Genomic DNA, 865 nt, shown 5'->3' on the forward strand with positions numbered 1-865 from the left:
TTTCCTGCATGCGCTGACGGAAAAAAGGCGTCGCGTGCACACCTTCGTCTTCGGTACCCGGCTGACCAATCTGACGCGGCAGATGCGCCATCGCGACCCGGATGCAGCCCTTGCCGACTGTTCGGCGGCGGTCATGGACTGGTCGGGTGGCACCCGCATCGGCGACACGCTGGCCGAGTTCAACCTGATATGGTCGCGTCGCGTGCTGGGGCAGGGGGCGGTCGTGCTTCTGATCACAGATGGGCTGGAGCGCGACGATGTCGCCGGCCTGTCGGAGGAGATGGAGCGCCTGCACAAATCTTGCCGGCGGCTGATCTGGCTGAACCCGTTGCTGCGCTTCGACGGCTTCCAGGCGCGCGCCCGTGGCGTCAAGGCGATGCTGCCGCATGTCGACGAGTTCCGCTCGGTGCACAATCTCGATGCGCTCGCCGATCTCTGCGCGTCATTGGACAAGAAGTCGGCACAATCCGTCGATCCGCGCCGATGGCTGGAAGCTGGCGCGAGGCGCGCCGCATAACCATATCCTTCCCATCCGGAAAACAGATCCCGAGAAAAACAGACTTCTGGAGAAACGGTCATGGAAAACAGCATTTATCTGGATGAGGCCCGCGACCCGCTGATCATTGCGGAGGGCTGGATGAAGGACGGCAAGGACGTGGCCATCGCGACAGTGGTCGAGACCTGGGGTTCGGCGCCCCGACCTGTAGGCAGCCATCTGGTCATCGACGCACACGGCAATTTCCATGGCTCCGTCTCGGGCGGCTGCGTCGAAGGCGCTGTGGTCAGCGAGGCCATCGACGTCATCGACAGCGGGAAGGCCAGGATGCGGGAGTTCGGTGGTGCCGATGAAACCGCATGGCAAGTG

The 865-nt window shown here is 63.4% G+C and carries 2 protein-coding genes; both read left to right on the top strand.

The window, feature by feature from the left end; translation table 11 throughout:
* A partial coding sequence (locus tag ENZ74_RS33160) for a VWA domain-containing protein (RefSeq protein WP_127313356.1) occupies positions 1-517 on the top strand: 517 nt, incomplete at its 5' end.
* Between the two features lie 60 nt (positions 518-577).
* Positions 578-865 (top strand): XdhC family protein (locus tag ENZ74_RS33165; RefSeq protein WP_164761466.1); only part of this gene is annotated, 288 nt, incomplete at its 3' end.

The organism is Mesorhizobium sp. M7A.F.Ca.CA.002.15.2.1 (assembly GCF_003998715.1).
GTDB classification, from domain to species: domain Bacteria; phylum Pseudomonadota; class Alphaproteobacteria; order Rhizobiales; family Rhizobiaceae; genus Mesorhizobium; species Mesorhizobium ciceri.